The organism is Halomonas sp. NyZ770, assembly GCF_020616575.1.
GTDB lineage: Bacteria > Pseudomonadota > Gammaproteobacteria > Pseudomonadales > Halomonadaceae > Vreelandella > Vreelandella hamiltonii.
The window spans coordinates 413,361-439,214 of the sequence record NZ_CP085143.1 but is presented as its reverse complement, the minus strand read 5'-3'; the positions used below and the strand labels follow the sequence as shown (position 1 = coordinate 439,214).

Here is a 25,854-nt window from a genome sequence, read left to right as displayed (position 1 = left end):
TGCCTCACCAGGGCTTGCGAAACGCTTGCCTGGCCCAGCAGAGGGCACCTTCAGGACCTTCATCCATGGAATATCGCCCAGTGCCAGAGCACTTTTCAGCAACACCCAAACATGAAGAGGCCGCATTCTACGCAAATGCGACCTGCTTGGAAAGCCTGACAGCCAGAAAACTCACAGGCCGTCAACCTTGCAAAGAAGCATCAGGCGGGCTCAGCGCCAGGGCAAACCACCCGGGCCACCCATTCCGCCCATGCCTCCCATACCGCCGGGGCCACCTGGGCCGCCGGGGCCTTTACCGCCCATCAGGCCAGACATGCCACGCATCATCTTCTGCATGCCGCCCTTCTGCCCGGCTTTCTTCATCATTTTCTGCATCTGCTTGTGCTGCTTCAGCAGCCGGTTCAGGTCCGGCACCTGAAGTCCGGCACCTGCCGCGATGCGGCGCTTGCGCGAACCGTTGATGATATCGGGCTTGCGGCGCTCTTTGGGCGTCATGGAGTTGATCAGCGCCTCCAGCTTGCCCAGCTCCTTTTCTGGCCCGGGGCCTTGGGCCATCTCTGCCATCTGACCCATACCCGGCAGCTTGCCCAACAGGCCGCCCATGCCACCCATTTTCTTGAGCTGCTGGAGCTGGTCGCGGAAGTCTTCCAGGTCGAAGCCATCGCCTTTCTTGACCTTGCTGGCCAGCTTCGCGGCCTTGTCCTTGTCGACGGTGCGCTCGGCTTCTTCGATCAGCGACAGCATGTCGCCCATGCCCAGAATGCGCGAGGCTACCCGATCAGGATGGAAGGGCTCCAGGGCATCGACCTTTTCACCCACCCCCATGAACTTGATCGGCTTGCCGGTCACGTGGCGCACCGACAGCGCGGCACCGCCACGGGCGTCACCGTCGGCCTTGGTCAGAATGACACCTGTCAGCGGCAGCGCTTCATGGAAGGCCTTGGCGGTATTCACCGCATCCTGGCCGGTCATGGCGTCGACGACGAACAGCGTTTCCTGAGGAGCAATGGCTTTATGCAGCGCCTGAATTTCGGCCATCATGGCGTCGTCGATGGCCAGGCGGCCAGCGGTATCTACCAGTACGACGTCATGGAACTGGATTTTGGCATGCTTGATGGCTGCTGTGGCGATATCGACCGGCTTCTCGTCGGAGCGCGATGGATAGAAGTCGACCTGCACCTCTTTGGCGAGGGTTTCCAGCTGGTCGATGGCCGCAGGGCGATAGACGTCTGCCGAAACCACCAGCACTTTCTTCTTTTCGCGCTCGCGCAGGTAACGGGCCAGCTTGGCCACCGAGGTGGTCTTGCCCGCGCCCTGCAAACCGGCCATCAGCACCACGGCAGGAGAGCCTTTCAGGGAGAGACCTTCATTGGCCTCGCCCATGATGGCTTCCAGCTCCTGCTGGACGATCTTGACGAACTGCTGACCCGGCGACAGGCTCTTGGAGACCTCCTGGCCTACCGCACGCTCACGCACCCGCTCGATGAACGCCTTGACCACGGGCAGCGCCACGTCGGCTTCGAGCAATGCCTTGCGCACTTCTCGCAGCGTGTCCTTGATGTTGTCGTCGGTCAGGCGCGCCTGACCCTTGATAGACTTCAGCGTCTGGGATAGACGCTCACTCAAATTCTGAAACATGGGGCCTCTGCCTCCGTCGCTGTCGCCGGGTGTCTTCACCGGACGAATGTGGCATTGATTATACGCGCTCACGCCGCGAGTCTCCATGGCCGCAAGCGTTGGCTAGCCATGACTGTGCGACGCTGCCATGATTCGTTATAGTAGCAGTACCGCTCTGGAAGGAGCGGCAGTGACCGGGCCCTGCGGCGTTTTGCAGAAACGTTTGGCCGGTCGCCACGTTTACCCCATGACGCGCTGCCAGGCGCACGGATAGCATCATGCAGGCGCTACCTTTCGCCACGATTGCCTTTGTACTCTACGTTGCTGCTGCCATCTGGCAGGGCATGACGCTGTTTCGCCGCGTGCCGCCACGCCAGGGCATGGTGCGCCTGTTGGGCGCCCTTGGCCTGCTGCTGCATATTACCGTGGTGGTCAAGCTGGTGGGCGCCGCCCCCGGCCTGCTGCTGGGCTTCACCACCAGCGCCACGCTATTGATGGCCGTGGCGGTCAACGTGGTGCTGGTGGCCAGCCTGTTCAAGCCCGTCTTGAACGCCGGTATCGTGCTGTTTCCGCTGGCGGGCATCGCGCTGATCGTCGCCACCTGGCTGCCCAGCCAGGGTAGCCACAGCGGCTTGACCCCCGGCATCCTGCTGCACGCGGTCAGCTCGGCCCTGGCCTTCGCCGTGCTGGCCATCGCCGCCGTGCAGGCGGTATTGGTGGGGCTACAAAACCAGGCCCTGCGCCATCACCACATACGCGGCATCGTGCAGTCACTGCCACCGCTGACCACCATGGAGCGGGTGCTGTTCGAGCTGGTGTGGGCGGGCATTCTGCTGCTCACGGTATCCATCGCCAGCGGCCTGATCTTCCTGGACAACCTGTTTGCCCAGCACCTGGCCCACAAGACCGTGCTGTCGCTGGGGGCCTGGATCATCTTCACGACGCTGCTGGTGGGCCGCTACCGTTTCGGCTGGCGTGGTATGCGCGCGGTGCGCTGGACCCTCGGGGGATGCGCCCTGCTGCTGCTGGCGTATTTTGGCAGCAAGTTCGTGCTGGAAATCCTGCTGAATCGCTAAGCGCTCCTTGACACGCTACCCGCATGACTCTACAAATCGAGCCTGACACGCCATAAAGGAACATTCGACTTGAGCGACGACTTCCCCCTGGGGTTACTGTTCGGCCTGCTAGCCTTGCTGATTTTACTGTCTGCCTTCTTCTCCAGCTCCGAAACGGGCATGATGTCGATCAACCGCTATCGACTCAGCCACCAGGCAAACAGCGGCGACCGCCGCGCCAAACGGGTCATGCGCCTGCTGACACGTCCCGACCGCCTGATTGGCGTCATCCTGATTGGCAACAACTTCGTCAACAACCTGGCCGCATCCATCGCGACCATCATCGCCATTCACTTTTTTGGCGATGTCACAGGGCCAGCCGTCGCGACGGCGTTACTGACCATCACCATCCTGGTCTTTGCCGAGGTCACGCCCAAGACCTACGCAGCCATCAAGCCCGAGCGCATCGCCTACCCCACGTCGGTAGCACTGGAGCCGCTGCTCAAGCTGCTCTACCCGCTGGTATGGCTGGTCAATATGGTCTCCAATGGACTGCTGAGGCTCGTTGGCGTGAAAAGCGTCGACAACGGCGGTGACAGCCTGACCCGCGACGAGCTGCGTACCGTGGTGCATGAAGCAGGCACCCTGATTCCTTACCGCCACCGGGCCATGCTGCTGTCGATTCTGGATCTCGAAAACGTCACGGTGAACGACATCATGGTGCCGCGGCATGAAGTGCTGGGCATCGATCTGGATGACTCCCTGGAAGAGATCCTGACCCAGATCCGCACCAGCCAGCATACTCGCTTGCCAGTCTACAAAGGTGATATCAACAACATCATCGGCATGCTGCATCTTCGTAACGCAGCGCGCTTTTTATCCCGCGACGCAGTCACCAAGGCCGCCATCGTTCAGGAAGCACGCGAGCCCTATTTCATTCCCGAGTCGACACCGCTGCATACCCAACTGCTGAATTTCCAGAAACAGAAACGGCGCATCGGCATTGTCGTCGACGAGTATGGCGATGTGGAAGGACTGGTCACTCTGGAAGACATTCTGGAAGAGATCGTCGGCGAGTTCACCACCGACGTGTCCGAAGACGAAGAGATTCATCAGCAGGACGATGGCAGCCACGTTATAGAAGGCACGGCCAATATCCGCGAGATCAACAAGATGCTGGGCTGGCAACTGCCCACTGACGGCCCGAAAACCCTCAACGGGCTGATTCTCGAACATCTGGAATCTTTCCCGGACGGTCCGGCCTGCCTGCAGATAGGCAATACGCGGATGGAAATTCTCGAGATTCGCGACAACCTGATCACTTCCGCCCGCTGTTGGCAGAAGCACCGCCTGCCGCGTCGTTGACGCGGCTAACGGTGCGCGATGTCGCTATCGGCCGCGGCCTTGAGCGCCCTTACCCGGGTCTCCAGGTAGCGCCGCAGGGCAACGCCCTCCACCTCTTGTACGGTAATGGGCGGGCCAAAGTGCAGGCTGACCGGCGCTCTGAACCGCGACGGCCACTTCTTCAAGGCTTTGCCGCCGTGATGTGACGTCCAGGAACCCCATAGCCCGGCCAGCCCGGCAGGGATCACCGGCACGTTGTCACGGGCCAGAATGGTCTCCAGCCCACGCCGAAAGGTGTGAATCTCGCCATCGGGGGTCAAGCGCCCTTCCGGAAACACCATGACCACGTCGCCATCGCGCAGCGCCTTGCTGACTTCGTCCAGCGTGCGCCGCAGCGCGCCGGGGCTATGGCGCTCCGACTCGATGGGAATGGCACCTACCAGTTGAAACCACCACTTGAGCCAGCGGGACTCGAAGATGGGCTGGTCCATCACGAACCGCAGCGGTCGGGGGCTGGCGCCTCCCAGTACCAGAGCGTCCATGAAACTGACATGGTTGCACACCACCAGCGCAGCGCCTTGTTTCGGCACATGCCCTTGCCCATGCACCGTCAGCCGATAGCAGCCACGCATGGCGAGATAGATCAATCGACGTAGCAGGCGGCGCAGCGCCTTCACCCCTGCTGTCACGTCACCGCCTCCCGGTGCCGCAATCCGGCCAATACCGTGCTCATCAACTGCTCCAACAGCTCATCGACCTTCAACTGCTGCCCCTGCCAGTAGCCCAATCGCTCGTTCAATCCCAGTTGCACCAGGCCATGCACACTCCCCCACAGCGTACGCCCCAGACGGCGCGCTTCGAGGTCGTCCAGCGCAGGCTGGTACTCTTTCAGTGAGGTTTCCACCTGAGTAAACAGCGCCTCGATGAGAGCGCTTTGGCGCTGATCCAGCTCACCCTCCTGGGCCAGCGGATAGTCGAACAACAGCTGCCAGCGGTAACAATCCTGCTCGGCAAAGCGCCAATAGGCATGCGCCAGAGCACGCAACCAAGGTTCAGGGTCATCGGCCGCCAAGCCGGTAATGGTCTGCTGCAACCGGGCCAGGGTCTCAACGTTGACATGCTGCAACAGGTTATTGAAGCTGCCATATAACTTGAGCAGGGTACTGGGCGCACAGCCCACTTCTCGGGCCAGGGCACGCAGTGATAGGCCATGAACTGGCTGCTGAGCCAACCACTCATCACAAGCGTGCATGACCTGCGTATGGAGGGCGTCGGGCGCATGCTGTCTGGGACGGGCCATGGCGATCTCTTAGGGTCAACGGCAAACAGGAAAGATTGCCTCATCGCGCTTTAGCGAGAGCAAGGACTACGATAGGATACCTTACATCGAACACTGTTTTCGACACTAAAACACGACATTTAACGTATTCACACCGCTTACCCCGTTTTGACCTTGCCCCGTGGCAGTCAAGCGACCGCGTTGCACTCGAGGAGACCGCATGACGGGACGCCTACACGTACAGCGCTTACCGCTCGCTCGTCTATTGCCAGCGCTGGCCTCGGCGGCGCCGCTGATCGAGTCGCCGAACATGGCCCCGCGCCAGCCTGTCTCTGCCATTCGCATGGCGCAGGGCCGCATGACGCTGTCACCGCTGTTCTGGGGTCTCACTCCCCCATGGCTGAAAGTGCTCGACCACGCCCCCCACTGCGCCAGGGCCGAAACCTTGAGCAAACGCGCCATGTTTCAGGAGGCGTTCAACGCCCGGCGCTGCGTGATCCCGGTGAGCGGCTTTTATGTCTGGAAGCCTCAGGCGCGCAACAAGCAGCCTTATCTGGTGACCCACGTGCAGCGCGCGCCCCTTCTGCTGGGCGCCCTCTGGTGCCGCTATCACACCACCTTGACGACCTTTACCGACTCGACGGCCTTGATCAGCGTGCCGGCCAATGCCTGCCTGTCACCGCTGACCGACCGCCTGCCGGTGGTGATCGCCCCCGAAGACGTCACGACATGGCTGGACCCGAACACCGACCCCGACCAACTGACACCGCTATTGATGCCGGCCCCTCTGGAACTGTTGGGCGCTTTTCCGGTATCAAGGCATGTGAACAACCCTGCCTTTCAGTCACCCTCCTGCGCGCATCCCGTTGGGCCCATGCTGCGCTGGACCGTGCCACAGGAGCTGTAATGCTGCGACTCATCCCTGCTTACCCGCCGCGCCTTGCTGCGCGGCACATCGCCCTTGGCCTGTCTACAGGGCTACTTTGGGGGGCTCTGCCCGGTGCCTGGGCCGAAGAGAGCCCCATTGCCGACGTGGTAACCCCCACCGTCAGCCCCTTCGACGAGCGTGACTACCGGGTACTGACGCTGGAAAATGGCCTGCAGGCGCTGCTGGTCAGCGATCCCAATGCCGACAAGGCGGCGGCCTCCATGAACGTGCGGGTCGGCAGTGCACAAGACCCGGAAGACCTGCAGGGGCTGGCGCACTTCCTGGAGCACATGCTGTTTCTGGGCACCGAGCCCTACCCCCAGTCGGATGCCTACCAGCGTTTCATTTCCGAAAATGCGGGCTCCCACAACGCCTTCACTGCCCAGCAGGACACCAACTACTTCTTCGATGTCGCGCCCTCGGCACTGCCCGGCGCCCTGGATCGTTTCAGCGAATTTTTCCTCTCACCGCTGTTCAATGCCGACCAGCTGGAGAGCGAACGCAATATCGTCCACTCCGAGTACATGGCGCGCATCCGTGATGAGTCGCGGCGCGAGAACGACGTCCTGAACCAGTTGCTCAACCCAGCGAACGCCACCACCGGCTTTGCCGTGGGCAGCCGTGACACCCTGGCCAATCCGCCAGAGGGCGAGGCCACGCTACGCGAAAGGGTGATCGACTTCTATCATCGCTACTACGATGCCAATGTGATGAACCTGGCCGTGGTCGCTCCCCAGCCGCTGGACGAGCTGGAAAGCCTGGTGGTCGAGCGCTTTGCCGAGATCCCGGATCGCGGTCTCAGCGTGCCGGTAATCGATGCACCGCTGGTGGATTCGGACACGCTCCCCCGCTATATCGAGCGTCAGTCACTGCAGGATCGCCGCCAGCTGCGCTTTTATTTTCCCATCCCAGACCCCACGGACGAATACCGCACCAAGCCTACCCAGCTCATGTCTCATCTGCTGGGTGACGAGAGCGACGGCAGCTTACTGGCCGTGCTCCGCCAGGCAGGATTGGCCGATGGGCTGTCAGCCGGCGTGGGCCGCGGTGACGGCAACGACGCCCTGTTCACCGTCTCCATCAGCCTGACACCCGCCGGGGCCGAGCGGCTGGACGATATCGAGGCTACCCTCTTTGCCGCCATCGAACAGGTTCGCGAAGAGGGCCTGGCCGAATGGCGCTATGAGGAACAGCAGCGGTTGAGCGAGCAAGCCTTCCGCTTCCAGCAGCACGGCGCGCCCCAACAGGAAGCCACGCGCCTGGCCATGAGCCTTTCGCGCTACCCTGTGGAAGACGTGCAGTACGCGCCGTATCGTATGGATGGCATGGATAGCGAGCGCCAGCAGGAGTACCTGGATGCGCTGACGCCTCAGAACATGCTGCGTTTCTACTCCGCCCCGGATATCGAAAGCGAACAGGTCTCGCCCTGGTTCAACACCCAGTGGCGCGAGCAGACGCCCGCCCAGCCGGGCCGGGCCCTGGAGGGCCTGGCGCTGGCAGAACCCAACCCCTTCATTGCCGAAGACCTGACGCTGCAGCCCGGCCAGGACGAGCGCCCCTCCTCGCTCATCGACACGGAGACCTTTGCCGCCTGGCACATGCAGGACAGCCGATTCAACACGCCCAGCGTCGAATGGCGGGTCAGCCTGCAGCACCCCAGCGCCAGCTACTCAGCCGAAGAAGCGGTGCTGACACGTCTGCTGGCCAGCTGGCTGAACGACAGCCTCAATGAATCGCTCTACCCCGCCTGGCTGGCAGGGCAAGCCTTCAGCGCCTACCCCCATGCACGCGGCATCACGCTGTCGTTCTCGGGCTGGCGGGATGGGCAAACGCCGCTGATCGAGCAGGCCATTGTGCAGCTCCAGCAGGCCGACATTTCGGCAAGTGCCTTCGAGCGCGTGCGCTACCAGCTGCAACGCGAGTGGCGTAATGCACCGCAGGCATCGCTCACCGGACAGGCCAGCCGCGCGCTGGGCGAAGCCCTGCTGACCCCGCAGTGGTCCAGTGCCGAGCTGCTGGAAGCAAGCCAGCGCCTGGAGAAACAGCACCTGGACAACTTCCGACGCCGCTTCCTGGGCAATCTGTACATCGACGCCATGGCCGTGGGTAACCTGACCGCCGACCAGGCACGGGAGCAGGCCAGTCTGATCCGCGGCGCCCTGACGCCACGTCTGAGCCGTGACGACATTCCCACCCTGCAGCCGCTGCGGGTGGCCAATGACGCCACCACGCTACAGCCTCACAGCACCCGTGAAGAGTCGCTGGTACTCCGCTACCTGCAAGGGCGCGATCAGAGCCTCGAAGAGCAGGCACGACTCAGCGTCCTGGCGCAGTGGCTGGATACGCCGTTCTACCAGCAGCTGCGTACCGAAGAGCAGCTGGGCTATATCGTCAATGCAGGCTACTCGCCGCTACTGGAAGCACCGGGGGTTGCGCTGATCGTTCAGTCGCCCGATGTGGATAGCGCCACGATCGCCGAGCGCATGGATGACTTCTTGCACCAGGCGCAAGCGCGCCTCGAAGCGCTGAGCGATGAGGAGCTGGCCGCGCACCGTCAGGCCGTGCACGACCGGCTGCGCCAGCGGGACACCAGCCTGCAGGGCATGGCCAACCGCTACTGGCAGGCCACGGCGCTGGAAGAGATTCGGTTTGACCGCCGCGAGCGGCTGGCCGAGCTGGCTCTGGACGTTACCCCGGAAGCGCTGCAGACACTGTGGCCCGAGCTGCTCGGCCATCGTCTGGACATCCGCTTCGACCCAGGTGACGCGCCCAGCGACATCACTGCCTACCGCAACGCACGCGCCTCCTTCAAGGAGCGCTAGCCTGCCACCCCGCTCAGGCGTCGAACGCCTGGGCGGGCATCATGGCCTCCACGTACATCACCAGCTCTTCCAGTATCTGCCGCTCATGGTCACTCAGCGACTGCTGATTGTACCGTTCGATTTCTCGGGCAAACGCTTTCAAGGTAAACCCGGATAACGCCGGATCGTTCATGCGCATCCAGCGAAAAGCTTCCCACTGCTCACGCTCATCGCCTTCCAGCGTTTCCGGATAGCTACGGGCGCGGAAACGGAACAGCATCTCTTCCAGACGCGGATCCTGAAAGGCAAAGCGCTGGCCCACCAGATCCCATGGTTCCATGGCTAGCACGCTTTCCATCTGCTGGCGGTCTGCCGCCGAGAAAAAGCTGCCGGCGTACAGCATCAGGTCAGGATCCTGGGGCGATGCGTCATGCTTGGCATCAAACACCTCTCTGACCTTCTGGGCCACCCCGGCGGCAGCGCGCAGGGTTTTCCAGTGGCCTCGGCAGGCCTCGATATCCACACCCAGCCGGGCAGCAATCGCCCCGTACTCTCCCTTGTGCTCACCCTCGATATCCTTGAGCACCGTGGCTGGAAAGACCACCGGGCAGCGGTTGATGTGAATCACCTTGAGGGGAATACGCGCCTCGCCTTCAGAAAGATCCTGCTGGCTGACGAACACCCGCTCACGAATCTGCTCGGCACTCAATGACAGTAGATCATCTGGAGCCACGCTCAGGTCATAGACGATCACCCCGTTGGGGTTGGTGGGATGCTCGGCCAAGGGCATGACCAGGGCGCTACAGCCACGACTGGCCGGGTAGCGGCGCGAAATATGCAGCAGCGGCTTGGCATTCGGCAAATCCAGCTGCTGGGCCACCGCCCGTTTGCCACGCAGGCCCAGCAAGTAGTCGAACAGCCTGGGGTTGCGCGTCTTGAGCAGCCTTGCCAGGGCAATGGTGGCACGCACATCGGCCACCGCATCGTGGGCACCTTCATGGGCAATGCCGTTGGCCGCCGTCAGATGCTCCAGTTTGAAGCTGGGTGCGCCATCGTCACGAAGCGGCCACTCGATACCCTCCGGGCGCAGCGCGTAAAAAGCCCGCACGACGTCGATCAGGTCCCAGCGAGAATTGCCGTTCTGCCACTCACGGGCATAGGGGTCGAGCAGGTTGCGGTAAAAAAGGTGGCGGGAGACTTCATCGTCAAAGCGCAGGCTGTTGTAACCCGCGACACAAGTGCCCGGCTCGCTCATGGCGCGCTGTACCTGCTGGGCAAACTGGGCTTCCGGCAGCCCTTTGCGACGGGCTTTCTGAGGCGTGATGCCGGTAATCAGACAGGCTGCCGGATGCGGCAGGTAGTCATCGGCGGGCTTGCAGTAGAGCTCGATGGGGTCGCCGATTTCGTTGAGTTCGGCGTCGGTGCGCAGTGCCGCAAACTGGGCAGGCCGATCACGGCGTGGGTCAGCACCGAAGGTCTCGTAGTCGTGCCATAGAAAACTGGCCGGGGCGGCATGGGATGGAGCCATGAGTGCATACTCCCTTGAGCGAAACCCCCTACCCACAGGCAACGCCCATGTGGGTCGGGTGGGAACAAAAGCTCAAGACTAGCACACCCACGACGCCTATCGCCGCTACATCGCCCAGCCTCTAGCTCTTGGGCAACGTCACGTTCAGCTCCAGTACCGAACAGTTGTCTTCACTGTCCAGCGAGATTTGAATGGCATCGTCATCCACGTGCACATAGCGGCGGATGACTTCCAGCAGTTCGCGCTCAAGCAGCGGCATGTAGTCTGGCTGACCACGCTGGCTACGCTGATGCGCCACGATGATTTGCAATCGTTCCTTGGCCACCGAGGCGGATTTCTTGCGCTCACGCTTCAAGAATTCCAGCAGTTTCATCGACGACTACCCCCAAACATCCGGCTCAGCAATCCCTTACGCTGAAGCTCATGAAAACGCAGCGGCACCTCTTCACCCAGCAGCCGAGACACAGTGTCGGTGTAGGCTTGCCCAGCATCACTGGCCGCATCGTGGGTCACCGGCACCCCCTGGTTGGAAGCGCGCAGCACCGCTTCGGATTCCGGAATCAACCCCAACAGGTTGATGGCCAGAATCTCACGAATGTCTTCCAGTGTGAGCATGTCGCCCGAGGTTACCCGTGACGGGTTGTAACGGGTGATCAGCAGGTGCTCCTTGACCGGCTCCCCGCCCTGCTCGGCGCGCTGGGTTTTCGAACCCAGCAGGCCCAGAATACGATCCGAATCGCGTACCGACGACACCTCGGGGTTGGTCACCACGATGGCCTCGTCGGCAAAGTACATGGCCAACTGGGCACCGCGCTCGATACCTGCCGGGGAGTCACACAGGATGAAGTCAAAATCCTCTTTCAACTGCTCAAGGATCTTTTCCACACCTTCCTGGGTCAGCGCATCCTTGTCGCGGGTTTGCGAGGCGGGGAGGATAAACAGGTTTTCTACCCGCTTGTCACGAATCAGCGCCTGGTTCAGACCAGCCTCTCCCTGGATCACGTTGACCAGATCGTAGACCACCCGGCGCTCGCACCCCATGATCAAATCCAGGTTACGCAGCCCCACATCGAAATCGATCACGACGGTTTTCTTGCCGCGTAGCGCCAGCCCCGTCGAAATTGCCGCGGCGCTGGTAGTTTTACCGACCCCCCCTTTACCAGAGGTCACCACAATAATCTTGGCCAAGAGTCACTTCCTTCTTGAAGTCGTTTATGGCGAGCGCCGTAGCGCTATTCGCCTAACGGGAACATCAATGTCGTCAAAAGCGGTACTGTAACGGATCGCGAGGGCGGCGTCGCTAGGCAGAAAACATCAGCCTCTGCCCGGCGGTTCAGCCACTCGGCTCAGTCCAATGGTTTGATATCCAGCTGTTCCGCAATGAAATGCACCTCAGCTGACCGCCCCAGCAGCTGAGAGTCGATATCTTCCAGGCGCTTGTAGTTGCCCGCCACGGACAGCAGCTCGGCTTCCAGTTCCCGGCAGTAGATGCCGGCATCGGTATTGCCATGGATGCCCGCCAGAGCGCGCCCTCGCAAAGCGCCGTAAATATGAATACTGCCTGCCGCCAGCACTTCGGCGCCCGCATTCACCGCACCAATCACGATCAGGTCGCCTGCGGCAGAGCTTACCTGCTGCCCAGAACGCACGGTGCCACGGTAGAGACGCGTCACCCCCGACGGCTGGGCGGGAGGGAGCGCTTCCTCATCGGCCGCTGGGGTCGGTTCAGCCAGCGGCGCGACACTTTCCAACGCCCTTGCGCGCCCCTCTTCTACTGGGGCAAACCAGCCCAACCCCAGCGCCCAGGCAGACTGGCGTATTGGCTCGGCGCCTCCGCGTACGGCCACGGGCAACAGCTTGTGATCGCGACATACGGCACAGATACGCTCCAGCGCCAGGTGCGGCTCATCGAGTTTTTCCACGCTCAACACAACCGGTGTATGCTGAAAGAACGCGGGGGATTGCGACAACTTGCCAGCCAACTGCCGCCGGATGCGCTCCGGGTCAGCACTGGTCAACTCCATGACGGTCATCGGCAGCATGCCGCCTTTGAAGGTGAAGGCTATGTCGGCACTGTTGGCGTTGAGGCTCATGGCCGAACTCCATGTCTTGTTCAGGTAAAATAAGGGTAGCGCAATCTCGCGCCTTGGGTTGTGATTGACTGGAAAACTCACAACCATAGGGCAAAGCTAAGCGACAGCGACGATGACTGCAACCGCCTACTCATCGATGGCTGATTTTTTTCATGTTACGCACCTCTTGGCAGGATGATCCATGCACGGACTGTTACGACGCCTGTTCGCTCCTCGGTGGCAACACCCCGATCCCGAGGTGCGTCTCAAGGCACTTCACACGCTGGACCCGCAGCATCCTGAGCAGCGCACCGCGCTTGTCACGCTCGCCCGGGACGACAACGCCGACGTCGCACTGGCCGCTTTGCTGGCGCTGGATGACCTGAAAGGCTTGATGGCAGGCTACTCCGGGCAAGCCGCTAATGAGGCGTGGTTCAACGCGCTTTGCCAGCGACTTGCCGGGGCCGAGGGCCGCACCGACCTCACCACGCGCCAAACCCTGGTGGCCGAGCTGAGCGACCCACGAGTGTTGAACGCGTTGGCTGGCCAAGGTGACAACCTGAGCTTGCGCCTGGCCGCCCTGGAACGGATGACCGATGAGCAGATGCTGGTGGAGCACGCCTGCCATAACAGCGTGGCGGCCGTGCGTCAGCAGGCGGCCGAGCGTATCACCGACGAAAACAACCTCAAGCGCCTCCTGAAAGAAGCCCGGCGTGACCGGCAAGTGGTCCGGCTGGCCAGGGAAAGGCTCACCCAGCGACGTGACGATGCCGAGTGGCTGGCCGGGCAGCAGGCTCAACGCGAGCACCTTCTGGCACAAATGGAAAAGCATGCCCACGCCCCCTGGGAACCACTCTATGGCGGTCGCTTTCGCCACCTCGAGCGGGAATGGCGTCAGTTGGATCACCCGGCCACTGCCGAACAGGAGCAACGCTTCCAGCAGGCCGTACTGGGTTGCCGCAAAACGCTGCAAGACCATGAAGCACAGGAGCAGGCACGCCAGCAAAGCCTGGCTCGCCGGGCCGAAGTCGAGAACACTCGCGATCAGCTTTTGAGCGGGCTCGAAGAAACGCTGGAAGGCCTGACCCACGGCACCGACCTGACGGCTCAGGATATCGATAGCCTGCGCGCCCAGCGACAGCTGCTGGACCAGCGTTGGCAAGCACTCTCCGATCAACACGCCCCTCACGAGACTGCCCAGCAGCGCTATTTCCATGTGCTGCAGCAGTACGAACACTGCCTGGAGGCCTGGCAGCGCTGGCTGGCGGTACGCAGCGCGCTGGAGCAAGCGGTGGTCCAGCACGACACGGCGGCGCTCAGCGCACTGATGACCCAGTGCGATTGGCCAGCCACCTTGACGCCTCCCGCCCTGCTGGCACAGGCGCAAACACAGCTGGCACATACGCCCCAAACCAGCACCACACCACCCTCGGGGCCTTCGCTCGAGGCCCTGGCCGCCGACCTGGACAGCTTCGAGCATCTGCTGGAGCGCGGCTCGTTCAAAAGCGCCAGCCGCCAGCACCAGCGTCTCAAACCGCTGATAGAAGCGCTGTCCGGCGACGAGGCCCAGCCCCTCAAGCGGCGGCTCAAGCAGCTAGGCGCCCGGTTGGCCGAACTACGTGACTGGCGTGGTTTCGTGGCAGGTCCCAAACGTGAACAGCTGTGCGCCAGCATCGAGGCCCTGGCCGATGACCAGCACATGGCCGAAGCGGCACTGGATCGCCATCACCGCCAACTGGTCAAGGAATGGAAAGCACTGGGAGATGCCGCCGCCAATCGCGAGCAATCCGCACGCTTTCGCCACGCCTCCGACCGGATTCACGAGCGCCTGGCCCCTTGGCGCGCTCAGCTCGACGCCGAGCGCGACGCCAATCTGCGTGGCCGTGAAGCGCTCTGCGAACAGCTCGAAACCCTGTTGGCCCAGCCGGCCGAGGATGCCGACCCGGACGCGCTACGAGAAATTCGTGACAAGGCACGTCTTCAGTGGCGCCACTACTCCCCCGTGCCACGCGAGCATGGCGAAGCGATTGGCCGACGATTTGGCGCCATTCGCCATCGCCTCCAGGCCTTGATCGATCAGCGTGCGGAGCAGATTGCCAACCAAAAGCGCGATCTGATCGAACAGGTCAATGCTCTGCAAAGCGATGACGCCCAGCCGCTGGAAGCGCGCATTGCGCGCACCAAACAGCTGCAACAGCAGTGGCGAACCCTGGGACGTGCGCCAAAAGGTGAAGAACAGACCCTCTGGAAAGCCTTCCGCAGCGCCTGCGACCAGCTGTTTGCACAGCGGGAAGCACGCAAGCAGGCCCAAGCCACGCGACAACAGCAGTCCCTGGACCAGTTGCAGGAGATCATCGATGAAATGGAAAGCTGGCAGCCCACCCGTGCCAGCGATACCCGCACCCTCGAAGAGTATCTCTCTCGTATCGAGCAGTGGGAACCCCTGCCCAGGCATCGGCGCAGCGAGGGCATGCAGCGCCGTTTGGGCGGCATCGTGCGCGCCAAACGCGAGCGTCTGAACCGGCTGGCCATGACCGAGGCCGTGCATCAATGGCAAGCGCTGATGCCACTCGTCCATGCGCACCTGCAGGCCGATCAGCAAGCGTTGCAAGGCGGGCCTGCTGCTGACGTCGAGTTGCCCGACATGCATGACAGGCCGCTACCCGAGCCCTTTGCACACGCTCATCAACAGCGCAATCAGGCGCGACAAGCACTGCTTGCCGCCGGCACGCCCGCGCAGGATAACGCTCTGGAAGAGCCACTGGCCCGCCTGAGGGTGCATCTTTCGTTGCTGGCGCTAGGAACCGTCAATCAACGTGACGAGCCGCTGCGCCTGGCCATTCAGGTCGAGCGGCTCAACAGCGGTATCCATCAAACGCGCAGCCCCGTCGATGAGCTGAATGACGTCTTGGCCGAACTGCTCGCCCTGGGGCCGTTACCCAGCCCGTTGTGGCAAAAAGAAGCGTCTGAAATCGACCGCATGCTTCAGCGGCTGGCCAGACCGCCCCAGCCTTGAACTAACCGCACACGTCGTTCGGCACGCATGCAAACGGGAGGCGCATGGCCTCCCGTTTTCCACGTCGCTCTTGTGGAGCGCCGCGCTTGGCAGCAGGGCTTAACCCATGAACTGACCGCCGTTGATGTCGATATTGGCGCCGGTAATGAACCCTGACTCCTTGTCCGCCAGGAACGTCACCAGGCGACCAATCTCTTCCGGTGTGCCGTAGCGCTTCACCGGAATGGTTTCGCGGATCGCCTCGCGCACCGACTCGGGGATCTTCATGATCATATCGGTGGCGATATAGCCCGGCGACACGGTATTGACCGTAATCCCCTTGGTGGCCGTTTCCTGCGCCAGCGACATGGTCAAACCATGCATACCGGCCTTGGCCGCCGCATAGTTCACCTGGCCAAACTGGCCTTTACGTCCGTTGATGGAAGAGATGTTGATGATCCGGCCGTAGCCATTCTCCAGCATCATCTCGATCACGCTGCGACACGTGTTGAATACCGTATTGAGGTTGGTATCAATGACTTGATACCACTGTTCGTAGGACATCTTTTTCATGGTGCCATCGCGAGTGATACCGGCACAATTGACCAGCACACTGATGGGCCCATGCTTTTCGTGGATCTCGCGGGCACCTTCGACACAGGCATTGTGGTCGGACAAATCCACACCGGACAATGCAATATTGTCATAGCCATCGGCCTGCTGCGCTTCCAGCCACGTCTTGGCCTTGTCAGGGTTGTGATACCCCGCCACTACCAAATAACCCGCATCTGCCAACGCGCGGCAGATTGCCGTTCCGATTCCACCAGTTCCACCAGTTACCCAGGCGACGGGGGCTTGATTGGCCATTGACTACCTCCCTGATAAGACAAATGGCTTGGACCTTAATCGCTGTTATGGCGTCGCAAGCCACTCTGAATAAACGCATTCGCGCCTCTTTCACTCACAGCACGCCGCTTGTTCTATTGGGCGACACACCGACAGTAAGCTTTTTGTTATGCTGATTGAAAGCATAGCTTTACTCTCTCAATGTTGCAGCACGATGAAGATGACTACCAGCAAGGAAGCGTTTTATATTAGGGGTTGACTTAACGTCAAAAATACGTAGAATACGCCACACGTTGATGCGGGGTGGAGCAGTCTGGTAGCTCGTCGGGCTCATAACCCGAAGGTCATCGGTTCAAATCCGGTCCCCGCTACCAATATTTTGAAAGGCAGATCAGTTACTTACTGGTCTGCCTTTTTTTGTTTCTGTTCGTCTGCAAACTTCCTGTGACACATCTGTGACGTATATGTGACACATTCGCTCCGTTGCTTGCGTCAGTAATTTATTCTTACGACCTTCAGTCAACGACTGGCAGTATTAATCACCTCTCATTTTTCTCATGATTTTCTTGAATTTCTAACAAATCCCCCACTTCACAACTGAAAAGCTTGCATAGCTTATCCAGTGCATCAAGCTCGATTCGCTGAGCAGTTTCTTTATAAAGAAGCGTAACAGTATTGCGGTTAAGCCCTGTTTCACGCGCAACATCCACGATCTTCATTTTGTGCTCACCCATCAAGCGCGCGAGATGACAACGAACCATCAAAACCTCCTGTGAATGCTTTTTGTCATCCTGAATGGCAAAAAATGCTTGCAAATGGCATTTTGCTGCCTAAAATGTCATTCAGGGTGACATTCTGATATTTGGAATGCCTTTTAGTCATGCAGAATACCACTCCTTTTGGAGGTTTTCGATGGAATCATCTTATACCTATCTCACGACCGAAGAGCTTGCCCAGCGCATCAAGTACGACTCCCGGACTATCCGACAGCAGTTAAAAGACAGCGTCCTTATCGAGGGCACCCACTACATCAAGCCATTTGGCCGACGGAAAATTTTATTCTTGTGGGAAGCCGTTGAAAAGGAAATGCTTAAAGCCGCTCATGGCACTATTTCCATTCCGATGGCACATGGAGGCTATAGCCATGGGTAAGGTTCGCCAACGAAAAGAGACGGGTAAGCTCTATCTGGATTTTTTCTACCAAGGCCTGCGGTTACGTGAGCAAACTGCACTGAAAGACACGCCTACTAACAGAAAAAAGGTGGAGCAATTACTGGCAAAAGTAGAAGCAAAGATTTTACTAGATGATCTCGACTATGCTGAGTTTTTCCTAGGCAGTAAAAATTTGCAGAAGCTGGGGTTAAATAAGGCCGCTAAAAATCAATCTCTTCAACCTGCACAGATCGAGAACACTCAACCAGCTGTGGAAACACCACTCTTCAACGACTTTGCGGAACAGTGGTTTGAGGAAAGCAAAATCCAGTGGCGAGCCTCCCATGTACGCAATGTGCGCTCAATTCTTGATAGCTCGCTTAAGACTGCATTTGGAAAAAAGCCCATCGGAGACATTTCCAAGGCCGACATCCTGGCGTTCCGCGCCAAGCTCGCTAAACGCAGGGGACGCGGTGCGACTGGGGTTGTTGCGCCCAAGACGATCAATAGCCATATGACCATTCTGCGCATGGTGCTTGATGAAGCAGCCGAACGTTTCGATTTCGAGACGCCGTACAAGAATATTAAGCCGTTAAAGCTACAGAAGACGCATATCGAACCGTTTTCGCTACATGAGGTGCAACGCATCATCGATAACGTCCGCGCAGACTATTGCAACTATTACACAGTGCGGTTCTTTACCGGCATGCGCACCGGTGAAGTCGATGGGTTGAAGTGGAAAAACGTTGATTTTGCTAAGCGGGAAATTTTGGTACGCGAAACATTGATCAACGGCGAAACAGAATACACCAAGACCGATGGCTCGCAGCGTGAAATCCCCATGTTTGGTCAAGTGTACGACGCCCTCAAAACGCAGTACGCCGCCACTGGGCATATGAGCCAATATGTGTTCTGCAATCAGTTGGGGCAGCCGCTTGATCACAATAATGTGACGAAGCGCGTGTGGTATCCCTTGCTCAAGTCTCTTGGGCTGACCAAACGCCGCCCTTATCAAACACGCCATACTGCCGCGACACTCTTTTTGGCTTCTGGCGAAAATCCAGAATGGGTGGCGCGAATGCTGGGCCACAGCTCCACCGAGATGCTGTTCAAGGTCTATTCCCGTTACGTCCCCAATGCCACCCGTATGGATGGCTCAGCCTTTGAGCGTTTGCTCGGCAATACCACGCCTACCAAGCCCCAGAAGGAGCATCGTCATGAAACGGCTTGATAACGTCCCTACTCACCTGTCTCGCACCTTCACGGGCACTTACCGCCTTACCGGACGCGTAGTGGAGTTTGATAACGCGAAGACCCCCTTCTTAAAGCTGCGGCTGAGCGATTGCATGGGGGACCATATTGCGATGCTCAACCTGGATAAATCGCTTGTACCTGAGCGCATCGGTCATTTGGACTTTGTTACCGCTTCCGGAGTGAAGTGCTTGTCAGGCCAATTCGTTCTTGATGAATTCCGCAAGGCGCACCGTGAGGAAGTGGCTTCACTGGATACGCTACAGTCACTGCCACGTGTATATTGCCCGGTACCGGAAGCATTTGACCGGCTGGTTGGCACCGCGCAATCGTTAACCTCTCATCACCTGCGTACTGAACCGCCCCGGTTATTCCGGTGACCGGTTTGTTTGAGTCAGGCAGCTTCACCCGACTCCTCCAGTTGACGATAATACGTTCTTTCTCGTTCTGCTGGTGGAACGTTTCCGATGGGTTCAAGCAGTCGGCGATTGTTAAACCAGTCAACCCCCTCCAGCGTGGCATATTCAACGGCATCTAGCCCCTTCCTTGAACCACGATGGTGAATCACCTCCGTTTTGAATAGGCCGATTATGGTCTCGGCCAGCGCATTGTCGTAGGAGTCGCCGGTGGTGCCGACTGAGGCATCGATACCCTCTTCAGCCATACGCTCTGTGTAGCGGATCGAGAGATATTGGCTTCCTCGGGCGCCCTTCTAAGTGTCAAGTGGCGATTTGCGTCTGGTTGATCTCCCGATGACGGCTGCGCATCACATAATAGAGCTCCCGTGCAATATAGCGTTTCAGGCATCGAATGGCTTCCAGCTTGGAGTGGCCCTCTGCTACCCGCCGGGCAATGTATGCCTGAGTGTCGGCATCCAAGCGTAGTCACCCGATGGCGATGATATGCAGCGCACTATTGGCGGCCCGATCGCCACCCCGGTTGAGCCGGTGCCGCTGCGTCTTGCCTGACGAGGCAGGAATAGGACTAACGCCACATAGCGCCGCAAAGCTGGCTTCTTAGCGAAGACGGTCCGGATTGTCGCCTGCTGTGATCAGTAGCTGTGCCGCCGACTCGTAGCCTACTGCCGTTCGCGACACCAACTTTGGTGCCAGATCATCGACGATAGCCTTGATCATGACGTCCAAATCGGCAATCTCGTCGTGTAGCTCCAGGTAGCGGCGCGCGAGGGATTTCAAAGCGATGCGGTAGGCCATTGTGACTTCCCGACATCCAATCAGTCAGGGCGCCATGCGGCCGGCGTTCGGATCAACTTCATCCGCGACATGTTGCTCAACTGATCGCGCAGCTCCTCTAGTGCGGAGATAACCTGGGTCTGGATCATCTGAAGCGCCACACGGCGAGCTGCCACGGTAGTCTTCCGGCAGACCTTGAGTGCGCGCAAGGCCTCGATCATGCCATCACGGGTCTTTGGAGTGACGGTGCAAACGCCCGCATAGGCTACGTGAGCGGCATTCTCTGCATCGATGGCGTCATCCTTGCCACGCTTGCGCCGTACGGTCTTATCGGGTGTCGTGACCTCCAGGATAGTGATACCGGTGCGCTGCAAGCAGCGCAGCAGTCCAGCTCCATAGGTGCCGGTGCATTCGATCCCTACCCGGCTGACCTCGCCGAAGGAGCGCATCCAGGTCAGCATGGTCTTGTAGCCATGCCGGGTGGTCGGAAAGCTGGCGGTGCCAAGCACGCGGCCATGGGCATCCACGACGGCGGCCACATGCAGCTCCTTGTGGGTATCAGCACCGCCGATAATGACAGAGCGATCACTGGGTTGCTGACTCATGGTGGGTCTCCAAGCTATTGATTCAGGATGGCTTCACCGAGTTCGATAGCCTGGACACGACAGTAATGAAAGGCTGTCAGGCCCTTCTTGAGTCACACGCTTCGACGAGGTGAGCCCTCGCTGCCAGATGTTCCCGGGTCACCGACAGGTCCGTGGAAAGACACACTACCCGGTCGATCAGAGTGAGGGTCAGGAGACCCTAGAACCCTGGCGGCACCAGGTCTTTCAGCATAGGTCGATCGCTGTGTGAGTCAGGTCGACCCTGAAACACCCGGCATCTCTCAGTATTACTGCGCCCTTCTCAATATCACTACACGGGGCCAGGACGATAACGGTAAATCCATTACTAAATCCGCTATCAAGCTAGTAACGCCGTTTCAAGCGGGACAGATCCAGCGACTGATTAGCCAATGGCCCGCCACGACCCAGGAGTGGTTCAGCGGTAAATACGGTTCAGCCGTGCAAGTCCCCCAGGCTGACTTCGACAAGCTACGTGCATCGCTCGTGAAACGTGCCGTTCAATAACGTGCCAATGCCCCCGTTAAAAAGGAAGCCCTATGCAACTGCTGACAGTGGCGCAAGGCTCCCCCGAACGGCCGTCTTCGTGCTGGTCCCGTCCTCCTTGGCCTAGGTCATGCCGCCAACGCACTGGTCATCCTCCTTGGCGAAGCGCTCCAAGTCTTCCGGTTACCTGCGGTTACGCCTAAGCGTGTATTGCTGGCCGTTAGAACAATCACCGCTAGCGAGCCGCGCACCCAAGAGGCCTTGATCGTCTAGACCGAACCGTGTTGCGAGCACTGCAGGAAACCGACAATGCCTTCAAAGTCTATGGCACAGCGGGCAGCACGCTTGGACTGTATTTGCTTGAGTCAGCAGTAAATCGCGAGGTGGCTCGTCTTGCCCGCGTGCGGTTCTCAGCAGGTGAAAGCATCTACATGGATGTGCTCAAAGCCGAACGGTCCGACTTTGTAAGTCGGCGCGCACCACCAGTCTTTCGCACCAAGCAATGGCTTGCGATTGTCAGTATCTAAAAAGCGCAGGACGGCTGCTGGGAGATTTGCTGGCAAACGGATTACGACTGCGGCTAAGCCGACGGAGGCCCAAACCAGTGCTTCACAAAATAAATTCGCCCAGGGCTTGACCTTCCCATTGTGGGAAGGTCCAAGCTCTTTTTTTCAACAGAAACATTACAGGAGTAGTTCCATGGCTACCGTCACACACCAACAAGATACTAAATCATCAATATCCTTCGACACTCGTCTGAGCCTGCCGGTCGAAGGCATGACGTGCGCATCGTGTGTCGGCCGTGTAGAAGCGGCATTGAAAGCTATACACGGCGTCGAAGGCGCAAACGTTAACCTAGCAACAGAAAAAGCGGAGATAACATTGACGGCCCCGGTCGCGCGTGAGGTGTTGGCAAAAGCGGTTCGGGAGGCTGGCTATGATGTTCCGAAAGCGTCGATTGATCTGGCGATCACCGGCATGACCTGCGCCTCCTGCGTCGGCCGGGTCGAAAAAGCACTGAAGGCGGTGCCCGGAGTAACCACGGCCACAGTCAACCTCGCAACCGAGAGTGCTCATATAACAGGCGGCGCAGACCTAGCCACACTGATTGAGGCGGTCGCACAAACCGGCTATGAAGCCAAACCGATCGATCGGAGCAGCGACGAACATGCTGAAACGGCCGCTCGCAAGGATGCAGAGGAAGCCGCTCTCAAGCGCGACTTGACGCTGGCAGCTGCATTAACGTTCCCTGTTTTCATCCTTGAAATGGGCAGTCACCTCATTCCCGGCATGCATGAGCTGATCATGAACACAATCGGCATGCAGACCAACTGGTATATTCAGTTCGGCTTTACGCTTCTGGTGCTCAGCATTCCTGGCCTTCGTTTCTATACCCACGGCTTTCCGATGCTGCTGCGCGGCACGCCAGACATGAATAGTCTCGTCGCGGTGGGCACGTCCGCCGCGTTTCTCTATTCGGTCGTGGCAACTTTCACACCGTCACTGCTCCCAGCAGGCACCGTGAACATCTATTTTGAGGCGGCCGCGGTCATCGTCACCCTTATTCTGCTGGGTCGGTATCTCGAAGCGCGCGCTAAGGGCCGTACATCGGAGGCGATCAAGCGTCTCGTCGGTCTCCAGCCCAAGATGGCTCGGGTGCGCCGTGACGGCCAGACCACCGAGATTGCCGTCGCCGATGTCGCACCTGGCGATATCATTGAGGTGCGACCCGGCGAGCGTGTGCCGGTCGATGGCACGGTGATCGAAGGAAAAAGCTACATAGACGAATCCATGATCACCGGCGAGCCGGTTCCGGTCGCCAAGTCGAAAAGCTCGGAGGTAGTGGCTGGCACGGTCAACCAGACCGGAGCGCTAGTCTTCGAGGCGACCGCCGTCGGAGCCAATACGATGCTCGCGCAGATCATCCGTATGGTCGAGGAGGCGCAGGGATCTAAGCTGCCAATCCAGGCCGTGGTTGACCGGGTGACTATGTGGTTCGTGCCGGCCGTCATGCTGGCTGCCGCGGCAACCTTTATCGTCTGGATGATCTGGGGTCCCGACCCTGCTCTCACCTTTGGCCTCGTCAACGCAGTGGCCGTGCTGATCATAGCCTGCCCTTGTGCCATGGGTCTCGCTACGCCGACCTCAATCATGGTAGGCACCGGGCGCGGGGCTGAGATGGGCGTACTCTTCCGCAGAGGCGAAGCCTTACAGCTTCTTAAAGAAGCGAAGGTCGTTGCACTCGACAAGACCGGCACCCTCACTGAGGGCAAACCGGCTCTGACGGATCTCCACCTAGCCGAAGGCTTCGACCGACAAGACGTTCTTGCCAAGATTGCGGCTGTTGAAGTCCAGTCCGAGCATCCCATCGCACGTGCCATCGTCGAAGCGGCCAAGGCCGAAGGGCTGGATCTACCGCAAGTGAAGGGGTTCGATTCCGTAACCGGTTTGGGCGTCGAGGCCGAGGTAGAAGGCGTACGTGTCGAGATTGGCGCCGACCGCTTCATGACCAAGCTTGGTCTCGATACGGCCCTGTTCACCGAGACTGCCCACAGGCTCGGTGACGAAGGCAAGACCCCGCTTTATGCGGCGATCGACGGAAAGCTCGCCGCCATCGTGGCGGTCGCCGATCCGATCAAGGAAACGACGCCCGAGGCGATCAGAGCGCTGCATGATCTGGGGCTTAAGGTCGTGATGATCACCGGCGACAACCGCCGCACGGCCGAGGCCATCGCACGCCACCTTGGCATCGATGAGGTCGTGGCTGAGGTGCTGCCCGGTGGAAAGGTGGACGCGGTCAAGCGGTTGAAAGCTGAGTATGGTCGACTCGCCTTCGTGGGCGACGGCATCAATGATGCACCGGCATTGGCAGAGGCCGATGTCGGCCTTGCCATCGGCACCGGCACCGACGTGGCCATCGAAGCGGCCGATGTCGTTCTGATGTCCGGCAGCCTGAAAGGGGTGCCTAACGCAATCGCGATCAGCCAAGCGACGATCCGCAATATCAAGCAGAACCTGTTCTGGGCCTTCGCCTACAACACAGCGCTGATCCCAGTAGCGGCGGGAGTGCTCTATCCTACCTTCGGCCTGCTGCTGTCGCCGATCTTTGCAGCCGGCGCCATGGCCCTCTCCAGCGTTTTCGTCCTTGGTAATGCCCTGCGGCTGCGCCGGTTCAAGGCGCCGATGCACGGCGATGTGGCCTCCCATAGCACTAGTGTCAAACAGCCGCGCCTCGCCGCAGCGGAGTAAGCGCTCAAAAATAAGCGGGCTCCATGTTCTTTTAGATCCGGAGCCTGCCCAACAAACACAATGGAGGACATCATGGTCTTCGAAACAAATGCAGTCATACCCACTCTACTCACGATCTATACAACGCCGACCTGCCCAGATTGCCACGCCCTAAAGGCATGGCTCCATCGCGAAGGTATTCTCTACGATGAACGCAATCTGACCGAGCAGGCCGTCATGCAGGAGGCGCTGGAGCGCTACGGCGTGCGGGTTGCTCCGATTACCGCCGGAGAAGGCTGGTTCACTTTCGGTAGTTTCGCAAAGCAGAAACCCGAGATCGAAGCAGTACTTCAGGCACGGGCGCGAGTCATCACACAAAATCAAGCACCCCCCTCCCCCTCAAGCAAGGTTTGGATACAACAAGCGAACCGAACCATTCAGGTTCTCGCAACCCAGACCGTTTTGGACGCAGCGCTCGAACAAGGTATCGACTATCCGCATGGATGCCGATCTGGACGATGTGGCACTTGTAAATCGCGTCTGATCGACGGCAAGGTCGATTTTCTTGAACATAGCCGTTTCGCGCTCACGGATGCAGAGAAAGCGCAGGGGCTGATTCTCGCCTGCTGCGCGATTCCGACAACAGATGTGGTTGTCGCGTGGCTAGGCGCCGATGAGGAGTTCCCATCCCATCCACATCGCCGTCTAAACTGTCGAGTGACCGCAATCAAAGACGCTACACACGACATCAAGGATATCCGGCTTGCCAACGACGGCGTCGAACCACTCGCCTTTACGGCCGGACAATACGCTCGGCTTACCTTCCCTGGCGCTCCCTCCCGAGATTATTCAATGGCCTGCCAGCCAGGCGGTAGAGAACTCGAATTCCATATCCGCCAGGTGCCGGGTGGGGCCGCGACCCAGCACATCCATGCGCAGTTGAAGGTCGGTGATCCGGTAAAGGTCGAAGGGCCATTCGGCTCTTCCTACCTGCGCGAGCAGCATACAGGGCCGATCCTTTGCGTCGCCGGCGGCTCGGGCCTTGCGCCGATCAAAGGGATCGTCGAGTCGGCAATCGCTCGCGGTATGAAGCAACCTATCCATGTTTATTTCGGTGTTCGCAGCGTCTGCGATCTCTATCTCGTAGACCATTTTGAGAGTCTGGCGGAACGGCACCCCAACCTCGCTTTCACCCCCGTCCTTTCCTATGCTTCTTTGGATGCCGATGCCCCTTGGCGCACAGGCCTCGTGACCGATGTCATTGCCACGGATCTGGAGGATTTCGACGGCTGGAAAGTCTATGTCGCTGGCCCGCCACCGATGGTCGAAGCCGCTATACAGATCGTTACGGAACGCGGGTTGCAGTCCTCCAACCTGCATGCCGATGTGTTCTTCACGCCTGGAGAGACATCGGCACGCCGGTACGTCCCTGGTTCTTCGTGTGCTAGTTAATCAG

The 25,854-nt window shown here is 59.6% G+C and carries 20 protein-coding genes, 1 tRNA gene and 2 pseudogenes; 12 read left to right on the top strand and 11 right to left on the bottom strand.

Going from position 1 to position 25,854, the window contains the following annotated elements; genetic code table 11:
• Positions 1-210: 210 nt before the first annotated feature.
• On the bottom strand, positions 211-1,638 hold the full coding sequence (ffh, locus tag LG409_RS02135; protein ID WP_039183396.1) for a signal recognition particle protein: 1,428 nt from the start codon (positions 1,636-1,638) through the stop codon (positions 211-213).
• 257 nt (positions 1,639-1,895) lie between these two features.
• On the opposite strand from ffh, the gene LG409_RS02130 reads away from it, so the two are divergent.
• Positions 1,896-2,693 carry a cytochrome C assembly family protein gene (locus tag LG409_RS02130; protein ID WP_227407515.1) on the top strand — a complete coding sequence of 266 codons (798 nt, stop codon included), beginning with the start codon at positions 1,896-1,898 and terminating at the stop codon, positions 2,691-2,693.
• A 69-nt stretch (positions 2,694-2,762) separates the two neighbouring features.
• Positions 2,763-4,037 (top strand): HlyC/CorC family transporter, encoded by a 1,275-nt coding sequence (locus tag LG409_RS02125; RefSeq protein ID WP_016915993.1) that lies wholly within the window; start codon positions 2,763-2,765, stop codon positions 4,035-4,037.
• A gap of 5 nt (positions 4,038-4,042) precedes the next feature.
• Here LG409_RS02125 and LG409_RS02120 read toward each other — a convergent pair whose 3' ends face one another.
• Both LG409_RS02120 and LG409_RS02115 read right to left on the bottom strand, forming a co-directional pair.
• A complete protein-coding gene (locus LG409_RS02120) occupies positions 4,043-4,648 on the bottom strand; it encodes a 1-acyl-sn-glycerol-3-phosphate acyltransferase (protein WP_446719097.1) in 606 nt (201 codons plus the stop codon).
• A gap of 53 nt (positions 4,649-4,701) precedes the next feature.
• Positions 4,702-5,316 (bottom strand): TetR/AcrR family transcriptional regulator, encoded by a 615-nt coding sequence (locus LG409_RS02115; RefSeq protein WP_081138819.1) that lies wholly within the window; start codon positions 5,314-5,316, stop codon positions 4,702-4,704.
• Positions 5,317-5,515: 199 nt separating this feature from the next.
• On the opposite strand from LG409_RS02115, the gene LG409_RS02110 reads away from it, so the two are divergent.
• Together LG409_RS02110 and LG409_RS02105 are read left to right on the top strand one after the other, a co-directional pair.
• Positions 5,516-6,202 carry an SOS response-associated peptidase gene (locus tag LG409_RS02110; RefSeq protein WP_227407513.1) on the top strand — a complete coding sequence of 229 codons (687 nt, stop codon included), beginning with the start codon at positions 5,516-5,518 and terminating at the stop codon, positions 6,200-6,202.
• Positions 6,202-9,045, top strand: a complete 2,844-nt coding sequence (locus LG409_RS02105) for an insulinase family protein (protein ID WP_227407512.1) — start codon at positions 6,202-6,204, stop codon at positions 9,043-9,045. Before LG409_RS02110 ends, LG409_RS02105 begins: the two co-directional genes overlap by 1 nt.
• A 13-nt stretch (positions 9,046-9,058) precedes the next feature.
• Here the strand turns inward: LG409_RS02105 and sbcB are convergent, their stop codons facing one another.
• From sbcB to minC, 4 genes are all read right to left on the bottom strand, one after another.
• Entirely contained in the window at positions 9,059-10,552 is a 1,494-nt protein-coding gene (gene sbcB / locus LG409_RS02100; protein WP_227407511.1) for an exodeoxyribonuclease I, read from the bottom strand.
• Between the two features lie 121 nt (positions 10,553-10,673).
• Entirely contained in the window at positions 10,674-10,925 is a 252-nt protein-coding gene (gene minE, locus LG409_RS02095; RefSeq protein WP_016915987.1) for a cell division topological specificity factor MinE, read from the bottom strand.
• On the bottom strand, positions 10,922-11,740 hold the full coding sequence (gene minD, locus LG409_RS02090; RefSeq protein WP_227407510.1) for a septum site-determining protein MinD: 819 nt from the start codon (positions 11,738-11,740) through the stop codon (positions 10,922-10,924). The genes minE and minD overlap by 4 nt, the downstream gene beginning before the upstream one ends.
• Before the next feature lie 158 nt (positions 11,741-11,898).
• A complete protein-coding gene (gene minC / locus LG409_RS02085; RefSeq protein ID WP_227407509.1) occupies positions 11,899-12,645 on the bottom strand; it encodes a septum site-determining protein MinC in 747 nt (248 codons plus the stop codon).
• A 181-nt stretch (positions 12,646-12,826) separates the two neighbouring features.
• Between minC and LG409_RS02080 the strand changes: the two genes are divergently transcribed.
• Positions 12,827-15,640, top strand: coding sequence for a DUF349 domain-containing protein (locus LG409_RS02080; RefSeq protein WP_227407508.1), 2,814 nt, complete (start codon positions 12,827-12,829; stop codon positions 15,638-15,640).
• A 99-nt stretch (positions 15,641-15,739) separates the two neighbouring features.
• Here the strand turns inward: LG409_RS02080 and phbB are convergent, their stop codons facing one another.
• The gene (gene phbB, locus LG409_RS02075) at positions 15,740-16,486 is read right to left on the bottom strand and encodes an acetoacetyl-CoA reductase (RefSeq protein ID WP_039183428.1); all 747 of its coding nucleotides are present in this window, start codon (positions 16,484-16,486) and stop codon (positions 15,740-15,742) included.
• 276 nt (positions 16,487-16,762) lie between these two features.
• Here phbB and LG409_RS02070 point away from each other — a divergent pair.
• A tRNA-Met gene (locus LG409_RS02070) sits at positions 16,763-16,839 on the top strand.
• A gap of 165 nt (positions 16,840-17,004) precedes the next feature.
• Here the strand turns inward: LG409_RS02070 and LG409_RS02065 are convergent.
• Entirely contained in the window at positions 17,005-17,226 is a 222-nt protein-coding gene (locus LG409_RS02065; protein WP_035563517.1) for a helix-turn-helix domain-containing protein, read from the bottom strand.
• Positions 17,227-17,377: 151 nt separating this feature from the next.
• On the opposite strand from LG409_RS02065, the gene LG409_RS02060 reads away from it, so the two are divergent.
• The 3 genes from LG409_RS02060 to LG409_RS02050 are packed head-to-tail and all read left to right on the top strand — an operon-like array spanning position 17,378 to position 19,248.
• Positions 17,378-17,617: a hypothetical protein gene (locus LG409_RS02060; protein WP_035563516.1), complete on the top strand. Its 240-nt coding sequence runs from the start codon at positions 17,378-17,380 to the stop codon at positions 17,615-17,617.
• The gene (locus tag LG409_RS02055; RefSeq protein WP_227407507.1) at positions 17,610-18,848 is read left to right on the top strand and encodes a tyrosine-type recombinase/integrase; all 1,239 of its coding nucleotides are present in this window, start codon (positions 17,610-17,612) and stop codon (positions 18,846-18,848) included. Before LG409_RS02060 ends, LG409_RS02055 begins: the two co-directional genes overlap by 8 nt.
• Positions 18,835-19,248 carry a hypothetical protein gene (locus LG409_RS02050; RefSeq protein WP_227407506.1) on the top strand — a complete coding sequence of 138 codons (414 nt, stop codon included), beginning with the start codon at positions 18,835-18,837 and terminating at the stop codon, positions 19,246-19,248. Before LG409_RS02055 ends, LG409_RS02050 begins: the two co-directional genes overlap by 14 nt.
• A 14-nt stretch (positions 19,249-19,262) precedes the next feature.
• Here the strand turns inward: LG409_RS02050 and LG409_RS02045 are convergent.
• Positions 19,263-19,571, bottom strand: a pseudogene (locus tag LG409_RS02045) (integrase core domain-containing protein); the annotation flags it as partial.
• A 16-nt stretch (positions 19,572-19,587) separates the two neighbouring features.
• A pseudogene (locus LG409_RS02040) lies at positions 19,588-20,666 on the bottom strand (IS110 family transposase).
• A 785-nt stretch (positions 20,667-21,451) separates the two neighbouring features.
• Here LG409_RS02040 and LG409_RS02035 point away from each other — a divergent pair.
• From LG409_RS02035 to LG409_RS02025, 3 genes are all read left to right on the top strand, one after another.
• On the top strand, positions 21,452-21,697 hold the full coding sequence (locus LG409_RS02035; RefSeq protein WP_319799336.1) for a hypothetical protein: 246 nt from the start codon (positions 21,452-21,454) through the stop codon (positions 21,695-21,697).
• A gap of 172 nt (positions 21,698-21,869) precedes the next feature.
• Positions 21,870-24,419, top strand: a complete 2,550-nt coding sequence (locus tag LG409_RS02030) for a heavy metal translocating P-type ATPase (RefSeq protein ID WP_227407505.1) — start codon at positions 21,870-21,872, stop codon at positions 24,417-24,419.
• Between the two features lie 72 nt (positions 24,420-24,491).
• On the top strand, positions 24,492-25,850 hold the full coding sequence (locus tag LG409_RS02025) for a 2Fe-2S iron-sulfur cluster-binding protein (RefSeq protein WP_227407504.1): 1,359 nt from the start codon (positions 24,492-24,494) through the stop codon (positions 25,848-25,850).
• The last annotated feature ends 4 nt before the right edge of the window (positions 25,851-25,854 follow it).

Excerpts from the sequence above, each read along its gene's own strand:
- ffh (WP_039183396.1), bottom strand. The coding sequence starts at position 1,638 with ATGTTTCAGAATTTGAGTGAGCGTCTATCCCAGACGCTGAAGTCTATC.
- LG409_RS02130 (WP_227407515.1), top strand. The coding sequence starts at position 1,896 with ATGCAGGCGCTACCTTTCGCCACGATTGCCTTTGTACTCTACGTTGCT.
- LG409_RS02120 (WP_446719097.1), bottom strand. The coding sequence starts at position 4,648 with ATGCGTGGCTGCTATCGGCTGACGGTGCATGGGCAAGGGCATGTGCCG.
- LG409_RS02115 (WP_081138819.1), bottom strand. The coding sequence starts at position 5,316 with ATGGCCCGTCCCAGACAGCATGCGCCCGACGCCCTCCATACGCAGGTC.
- LG409_RS02110 (WP_227407513.1), top strand. The coding sequence starts at position 5,516 with ATGACGGGACGCCTACACGTACAGCGCTTACCGCTCGCTCGTCTATTG.
- LG409_RS02105 (WP_227407512.1), top strand. The coding sequence starts at position 6,202 with ATGCTGCGACTCATCCCTGCTTACCCGCCGCGCCTTGCTGCGCGGCAC.
- sbcB (WP_227407511.1), bottom strand. The coding sequence starts at position 10,552 with ATGGCTCCATCCCATGCCGCCCCGGCCAGTTTTCTATGGCACGACTAC.
- minE (WP_016915987.1), bottom strand. The coding sequence starts at position 10,925 with ATGAAACTGCTGGAATTCTTGAAGCGTGAGCGCAAGAAATCCGCCTCG.
- minC (WP_227407509.1), bottom strand. The coding sequence starts at position 12,645 with ATGAGCCTCAACGCCAACAGTGCCGACATAGCCTTCACCTTCAAAGGC.
- LG409_RS02080 (WP_227407508.1), top strand. The coding sequence starts at position 12,827 with ATGCACGGACTGTTACGACGCCTGTTCGCTCCTCGGTGGCAACACCCC.
- phbB (WP_039183428.1), bottom strand. The coding sequence starts at position 16,486 with ATGGCCAATCAAGCCCCCGTCGCCTGGGTAACTGGTGGAACTGGTGGA.
- LG409_RS02065 (WP_035563517.1), bottom strand. The coding sequence starts at position 17,226 with ATGGTTCGTTGTCATCTCGCGCGCTTGATGGGTGAGCACAAAATGAAG.
- LG409_RS02060 (WP_035563516.1), top strand. The coding sequence starts at position 17,378 with ATGGAATCATCTTATACCTATCTCACGACCGAAGAGCTTGCCCAGCGC.
- LG409_RS02055 (WP_227407507.1), top strand. The coding sequence starts at position 17,610 with ATGGGTAAGGTTCGCCAACGAAAAGAGACGGGTAAGCTCTATCTGGAT.
- LG409_RS02050 (WP_227407506.1), top strand. The coding sequence starts at position 18,835 with ATGAAACGGCTTGATAACGTCCCTACTCACCTGTCTCGCACCTTCACG.
- LG409_RS02030 (WP_227407505.1), top strand. The coding sequence starts at position 21,870 with ATGGCTACCGTCACACACCAACAAGATACTAAATCATCAATATCCTTC.
- LG409_RS02025 (WP_227407504.1), top strand. The coding sequence starts at position 24,492 with ATGGTCTTCGAAACAAATGCAGTCATACCCACTCTACTCACGATCTAT.